Annotated in this window: 9 protein-coding genes and 1 pseudogene; 3 read left to right on the plus strand and 7 right to left on the minus strand. The window is 44.9% G+C overall.

All coding sequences use genetic code 11. From position 1 onward, the window contains the following. Positions 1–112 precede the first annotated feature (112 nt). From VIN08_RS15155 to VIN08_RS15170, 4 genes are all read right to left on the minus strand, one after another. A complete protein-coding gene (locus VIN08_RS15155; RefSeq protein ID WP_331966788.1) occupies positions 113–517 on the minus strand; it encodes a hypothetical protein in 405 nt (134 codons plus the stop codon). After that, positions 504–1,601 carry a FecR domain-containing protein gene (locus tag VIN08_RS15160; RefSeq protein ID WP_331966790.1) on the minus strand — a complete coding sequence of 366 codons (1,098 nt, stop codon included), beginning with the start codon at positions 1,599–1,601 and terminating at the stop codon, positions 504–506. Before VIN08_RS15160 ends, VIN08_RS15155 begins: the two co-directional genes overlap by 14 nt. Positions 1,602–1,629: 28 nt before the next feature. After that, positions 1,630–1,761: a hypothetical protein gene (locus VIN08_RS15165; RefSeq protein ID WP_331966791.1), complete on the minus strand. Its 132-nt coding sequence runs from the start codon at positions 1,759–1,761 to the stop codon at positions 1,630–1,632. A 98-nt stretch (positions 1,762–1,859) separates the two neighbouring features. Further along, on the minus strand, positions 1,860–2,429 hold the full coding sequence (locus tag VIN08_RS15170) for an RNA polymerase sigma-70 factor (RefSeq protein WP_331966793.1): 570 nt from the start codon (positions 2,427–2,429) through the stop codon (positions 1,860–1,862). Positions 2,430–2,576: 147 nt separating this feature from the next. Between VIN08_RS15170 and VIN08_RS15175 the strand changes: the two genes are divergently transcribed. Both VIN08_RS15175 and VIN08_RS15180 read left to right on the plus strand, forming a co-directional pair. After that, on the plus strand, positions 2,577–2,936 hold the full coding sequence (locus tag VIN08_RS15175) for a response regulator (RefSeq protein WP_331966795.1): 360 nt from the start codon (positions 2,577–2,579) through the stop codon (positions 2,934–2,936). Between the two features lie 93 nt (positions 2,937–3,029). Next, positions 3,030–3,848, plus strand: a complete 819-nt coding sequence (locus tag VIN08_RS15180; RefSeq protein ID WP_331966797.1) for a glutaminyl-peptide cyclotransferase — start codon at positions 3,030–3,032, stop codon at positions 3,846–3,848. Between the two features lie 66 nt (positions 3,849–3,914). Here VIN08_RS15180 and VIN08_RS15185 read toward each other — a convergent pair whose 3' ends face one another. Further along, positions 3,915–4,343, minus strand: coding sequence for a VOC family protein (locus tag VIN08_RS15185; protein ID WP_331966798.1), 429 nt, complete (start codon positions 4,341–4,343; stop codon positions 3,915–3,917). A gap of 68 nt (positions 4,344–4,411) precedes the next feature. Then, a complete protein-coding gene (locus VIN08_RS15190) occupies positions 4,412–4,861 on the minus strand; it encodes an SRPBCC domain-containing protein (protein WP_331966800.1) in 450 nt (149 codons plus the stop codon). A gap of 175 nt (positions 4,862–5,036) precedes the next feature. Here VIN08_RS15190 and VIN08_RS15195 point away from each other — a divergent pair, with 175 nt between their 5' ends. Next, a complete protein-coding gene (locus VIN08_RS15195) occupies positions 5,037–6,026 on the plus strand; it encodes a GlxA family transcriptional regulator (protein ID WP_331966802.1) in 990 nt (329 codons plus the stop codon). A gap of 100 nt (positions 6,027–6,126) precedes the next feature. Here the strand turns inward: VIN08_RS15195 and VIN08_RS15200 are convergent. Then, a pseudogene (locus VIN08_RS15200) lies at positions 6,127–6,921 on the minus strand (hydrolase); the annotation flags it as partial.

Genomic DNA, 6,921 nt, shown 5'->3' on the forward strand with positions numbered 1-6,921 from the left:
TAGTATATATTTCATCACACTGTCCTATAAAAGAAAAACCCCGTTGCCGGGGTTTAAGAGGGCTGGAAGGCTTTCCCGGGTATATACCCGGAATAATAGGACTGCCGGAAAACTATATATCCTGCTTCGCTCCGAACCCCCAGTTTACAAAGCTGTCGGCTTTCTCCGGGTAGTGTTGTTTCAATACCTGGACAACGGCCTCAATTATACTCTTCACATCACGATCATCTTTACCCGTATTGATATACTTGCCCAGCAGAAAATCGCGCTCCGAAAAAGCTTCCTGCATAAGCCGTGCATACTTCAGGCCCTGATCGTGTTTTGCTTTTGCAGAACTGACGCGATAGTTCAGATCGGCAATCAGGTGCGGCTTCACCGGGCTCATCGGTCCCTCCGATGTATGCTGCTGAATAATTTTTTCTGCCAGCGAGATTAACGCTTCGGCATGTTCAGGAATAGTAAATGAATCGCTACGCAGTGATGGTTGCTCGCGGGAGGTGTGGTCAGTATTCGTCATCGGTGATCTCGGCAGATTTAACCTGTACATGTAAATAGCTGGTGTCAGTAAATATATCCAGCAGTCGCCTGCGGTAGTCGATTGTTTGTCCCGGCTTCACCTTTTCGCCAATCACCAATTCTGTTGTGTGCCGCGGGCCGCCACTGCGAGAGTAGGTTACAGCCAGCACTATATTTCTATAGGTAGCCAGTGAAGCTTTGTTGGTAATGCGTCCATCAATCACCGATTGATTGATCGGGTTCTTGCGCCATGTATAGCGTGTTGAAAGATACGAGGCGCTATATTTCTGCTCGTGGTCATACATCGGGTTATGACGCTTGCGCCACGCTGCAAAGTGTGTATTACGATTGGGCGATTTATCAACCGCTTTTTTACGCGTGCTATAGGTAGCCTGTTCATTAGGCGTTACCTGCACCGCATTATTCGCTTCTGTTTCAGCGGATGAAAAACGCACTTTGCCTTCAGCTACCGTAAGCGTTGTGAGACTATCTTCTTCTTTTACATTGAACGATGTTCCCAATACAACGGTAGCGGTAGAGCGCGTAGCTACAGTAAATGGTTTACTTGCATTGCGCTTCACCAGGAAATAGCCTTCACCATCCAGTGTAACATTACGCGTGGCTGTGTTAAAATTTTTAGGATATGAAATGCGGCTATGCCTGTTCAGCCAAACACGGCTGCTGTCCGGTAAATATACCGTGAGCACTTGTTCGCCCGCGGTAAGTATAACTTCATCTGTTTTCGCCTGGTATATATGTCGCGAAGGCCATAATATATAGGTGGCAATGATCAGCACCAGTATACTGGCCGCAATCTTCCACCCTGCTCCCTGGAAAAATAAGGAGACTATATTTCTCTTCTCGCGCTCTATGCGAGTATATAATCGCGCGAGTTCGGCTTCGGTATCAACAACTTTTAGCTGTCGTTTTATACCGGAGCTGTCCCATATCTTTTTGGCTTCGCCAAAGAGATGCCTGTTCTCGTCCGACTCCTGCAGCCAGGATTCAAACGAGATGCGTTCAGCTTCAGATAGATCGCCCGAGAGGTATGCGGATATTTTTTGCCAGTAGGTATCGGTAGTCATGAAAGGGGTAAATTCGGTTACACGATCGCTAGAGCTTTACTTCGCTGCGTTTGCTATCGTGGGCCGGAGTATGTTTTACATACGTGGCGCACGTATACGATGAGCATGACGATGCGGTTAAAGCGGTAAGGATTAAGATCAGGCCAATAATAGATTTCATAGTGCTGCAGATTTACGTTTATATTCTTTTTTAATATTCACTGTTTCCCTACTAGCACTTAAGCGGGGCGTTCCCCCCAAGCGGCAATAGAAAAAAGTTTAGAAAAAGAATAACCGGTAAAGACTTATGCCAATACCGGCCGCAATCGCCAGAATTTCCAGTGATAAGTACGGCTTCAGTTCCTGGCGCAATTTCTCCAGCGCAATGCCCATCTGGTTCTCCACCGTTTTTACCGAAAGCCCCAGCGTATCAGCAATTTCCTGATGCTTCAGTCCTTCATGACGACTCAATATATAGATGGCTTTGCACTTGGGTGGCAGATGATCGATCGCTTCGCGCACCCGTATTTCCAGTTCCTGGTATTCAACACCTTCGGTTCCGTTGGTCATCGACAGCTTTTCAAGCCCGATATAATTCTGCAGCGGAGATATCTTTTTAGCAGAACGCAGATAATTATAGGCCGTGTGTGCTGTGGCCTTGAACAGATAATGCCTGATCTGTTCTCCGAAATTTAGCTGGTGGCGATTATTCCACAGTTTAAGAAATACCTCTTGCACTATATCTTTTGCAGCATCTGTATCGCTTACAATGTTATAGGCCAGATCGCACAAACTTTTATGGTGCTGCCGAAACAGGTTGCCAAAATTATCTGCCGCGTCTTTTTCCATTAAACTGGTGGAATGGTTATTACTCAATAAGTAAACATAGGAAAATTCAGGCAAGTGCAGGGCCGCTTAAACTATTTTTTGAAATGCTTTGGGGGAAGTGTGTCACGAAGGTGCTATGAAGTAAAAAACACCTACCAACCACCCAATATGAAAAAACGCATTGCCATTGTAGAGGACGACCAGGATGCACTGAAGTTGTTACAGATCATTCTTACGTTAGAGGGATTCCAGGCAGATGCTTACCTACAAGCAAATGATGTATTACAAGATAATGTAAAGGTTCCTGATCTATACCTGGTAGATATCAACCTCGGCAATGCCAGCGGTCTTGATCTTTGCAAGCAACTAAAAGCACAAACCGATACCAGTCATATCCCTGTGATCATGATCTCTTCCAGCACCGACATTCGTGAACAAACGCGCGAAGCCTGTGCTGACGATATGCTGGCCAAACCTTTTACCAGTAAAACACTGGTACAAAAAATTCACGAATACCTTCCGGCATAACCTTTCATCGTTCTATACCCGGCACACAAACAATAATAGCCTGCTGTAAAAAGAAAAGATATAATTTTAGCACCGGCTCTCATAACAAACGCTATGCACCATTCTAAACCATTTTTTACACTTCTTTTATTTTCACTCTTCATCGGTTGTACCCATTCTTCGCGACACGAAGCACCAGCCACATCGGCACCGGCAACACCGTCAATTTATTATACCGTAACAAAAAGTTTTCAGCACGACACCAGTCTCTTTACGGAAGGGTTGCTGATATACAACGGACAACTGTATGAAAGCACCGGCTCCCCCGGAGATATAGCTGAGACTGAATCGCTCGTAGGTATAATTGATTCCGTTACGGGTAAGATGGACCGGAAAATTACGCTCGATCGCTCGAAGTACTTTGGTGAAGGCATTGTATTTCTCAACGACAAACTTTATCAGCTCACCTATAAAAATCAAAAGGGCTTTATATACGATGCCAAAACATTCAAACCGCTGGGCGACTTCAGCTATAGCAGCAAAGAAGGCTGGGGATTTACTACTAACGGCAAAGAACTTATTATGAGCGATGGCACCAGCACCATAACGTTCCTCGATCCGAATACACTCAAGCCTGTTAAAACAATACAGGTAACAGAGAACGGAAATGTGCGCGATAATATCAACGAGCTGGAATATATCAACGGGTATATTTATGCGAATGTGTGGACGAAAGATTTTATTCTAAAGATCGATCCTGCCACAGGCCATGTGGTGGGCAAGCTGGATCTAAGCTCACTGGCAGAACATGCCCGCAACAAAAATCCGGGCTCCGATGTTTTGAATGGTATTGCTTACGATGCTGCAACGGACCGGGTATACGTTACCGGCAAGCTCTGGTCGAATATATACCTGATCGACTTTCCGCATTAAGTATTTATAACAAAATATCTATAGCTGCCTGCTATCCGAGTATATATAGCAGGCAGCTATATTCTTTTAAGGACGCTGGTTCGCATCGTAGTTTACCATCCAGTTGATGCCAAACTTATCGGTAAACATACCGAAGTAAGCTCCCCAGAAAGCATCGCCCATCGGCATGGTTACCGTGCCGCCTGCTGAGAGCCCGTTGAAGAGACGATCAGCTTCCTGCTTGCTATCGGGCTGAATCGCTATACCTATATTATTTCCGTTGTTAACCTTGCCCATCGAGGCCGGTGTATCACTGCCCATCAGCACCGTACCGTGCCCGATCGGCAACGCCATGTGCATAACTAAATTCTCTTCGGCTTTATCAACCGGATGATACGGTGCCATTTCCTTGAAGCGCATAACGGTAAGAAAATCACCTCCAAATACCGAACGATAAAAGTTAAACACTTCTTCACAATTACTGTTGAAGCTGAGATACGGATTGATCGCTGCCATATTTTTTTTGTTTAGTGGAATTTAAATTTTACGGATACAGGTTGATATATACTATAGATGTTAAACGACTATGCATTATCTTCGGATAATTTCTTGATCGTATGCAACGCTTTATCCCAGGCATCCTGCATCCAGTCGTAATATTGCTCGGCTGTTTCTGTTTCGATAAATATTTTTGTAGCCCCCTGCGCTGCGAGTAATCGGTAACTTTCTTTGCCTCCTATAAATTCACGTGCATCAACACTATCATAATCTTCCTTTCCATTCACCAGCAGTCCTGTAAATTCTAACGTAAGCAATTCCTGCGGCTTGTTCGCTACCACCTGGCAAATAATACCACCGTTACTGTTATCGGTATATAGTGCCTTGCTGCCAATCTTCCAGTTTGTTTGAACACGCATACCCTGCGAGAAATCGGCAAACCACGTCTTGTTAAATTTGTCGAGCAGCAACACATCCCATACTTTTTCTTTGGAAGCCTGCAGCTCCATTGATTTTTTAATTATTCTTCTACTCATAACGTTATAAATGTTTAGTAAACAGCAATCTGTCTGTAACCATGCGTTGTATGGTTATAACAAAAGTAGTATCGACCGCTTGTATAACCGGGGTGCAAATACGGCATTATCGAGGGTTGACTCCGACAATCGATTCTGTTAGTTTTGAATAGAAGATCATTCTTAAGATACCCCTATGAAACACATATCGATTCTTGTTCCGAGAGGTGCAGCAGCATTGAGTTGCATTGAAGGTGCCAACACAGCATTTACCAAAGCGAATGATTTTCTCGCCAGCTTCGGCAAGCCTCCGTTGTTTGATGTAAAGCTGGTAGGCATTACGGATGAAGAGCAGGTATATGACCGACTCTTTCATGTTCGTCCGGATCAAACTATACATACCGCTACGAAAACAGATCTGATCATTATACCGGCCGTGAATGGCGCGATGAATGATGTGATTGCTGCCAACCAGGAATTTTTTCCGTGGATTGTAAAGCAACATCGCGCAGGCGCGGAAGTAGCAAGCTTGTGTGTAGGGGCTTTTCTGCTGGCCGCTACCGGGCTGGTGGCTGGCAAGCGCTGCGCAACGCACTGGCTATCGGTTAATGAATTCAGAAAAATGTTTCCGGATGTAGAACTGGTTTCCGACAAGATCATTACCGATGAGCAAGGTATATATTCCAGCGGAGGCGCCAATTCATTCTGGAATTTACTGATATACCTGCTGGAGAAATATACCAATCGCGAGCTGGCGATACTTGCTTCGAAATATTTTGCTATTGAGATCGATCGCGAAACACAATCACCTTTCATTATGTTTAAAGGACAACGCGATCACCAGGACGAATCGGTTAAGAAAGTACAGGAGTTTATTGAGAATAATTTTCAGGACAAGATCACAGTCGATCAACTTTCCAGTATCGTAGCCGTTGGTCGCAGAAGCCTGGAGCGAAGATTTAAAAAAGCAACCTGCAACACCGTATCTGAATATATACAGCGGGTAAAGATCGAAGCTGCCAAGAAAAGTTTTGAAACCAGCCGGAAGAACATCAACGAGATCATGTTCGATGTTGGCTACTCCGATATTAAAGCTTTCCGAACGATCTTCAAGAAAACCACCGGCCTCTCTCCGCTGGAGTATAAGAACAAGTATAATCGCGAGATTATGGCGATGGCAGGTTAGTATATATAGCGATATATTTTACCAGAACGATACGTCAATAAAAAAAAGAGGCGCCTTTTTCAGGTCGCCTCTTTTCACATCTATAATCCCCTATATAATTCTATTGTGCCTGTGCAAGCCAGAGAGATGCATTGAGGTGCAATGCCGGGTGAGAAGTAAAGCCCGATGGAGAATCGCCAGACCAACCGTTAAACAAGTTATCATTGGTATCACCCGTGCCATCATCGGAAGGTGAGCTATCGCCAACAAATACAACCCTGCCGCTACCATACGTTGCCAGCAACGCCATTACATTGGTAGTGCTTCCTACGGTACCACTCATTCTCCAGAACAATCCCTGCACGCTGCTGTTGTTAGCCGGATATAGTGTAGCGGTTGATCCATTGTAGAAAGCAAGTTTGGAAGCCGTGCCTGCTGAACCATTCAATACCGCCTGTGCATTAGCATTGCTGCCGGTATATACTTTGGTAGTAGGTTGCTCGCTGATGTCTACATAGTTCACTACAAACCCGAATGGATTGCTGTTGTTGATACCATTGTTCGTCATCAGGTCATTCCATACACGGGGAGAATCATAACCATCGCCATCTCTGTCAGAAGGATTATACCCGTTGGCATCTGTTCCTGCAGTAGTTGCTGCTGTATGATCAGCCACCATCATCAAGCCACCACCATTGGAAATAAAATTCATGATCGCTGTTTTTTCAGAAGCAGAGAACAAACGGTTTGGCTCTATCACCAGGAATACATCATAATTACTCAGGTCTTGTGGATTGGATGCATTGCCATACGTGATGGCTGTACCTACCGGTAAAGATTCAACAAGGTGACCACGCTTTACCAGTTCAACGGCCCAGGCGGACATACCACCTTTCCAATACGTTTCAGATGTACT

The sequence above is a fragment of the Ohtaekwangia sp. genome, assembly GCF_036568665.1.
Taxonomy (GTDB): Bacteria; Bacteroidota; Bacteroidia; order Cytophagales; family Cyclobacteriaceae; genus Ohtaekwangia.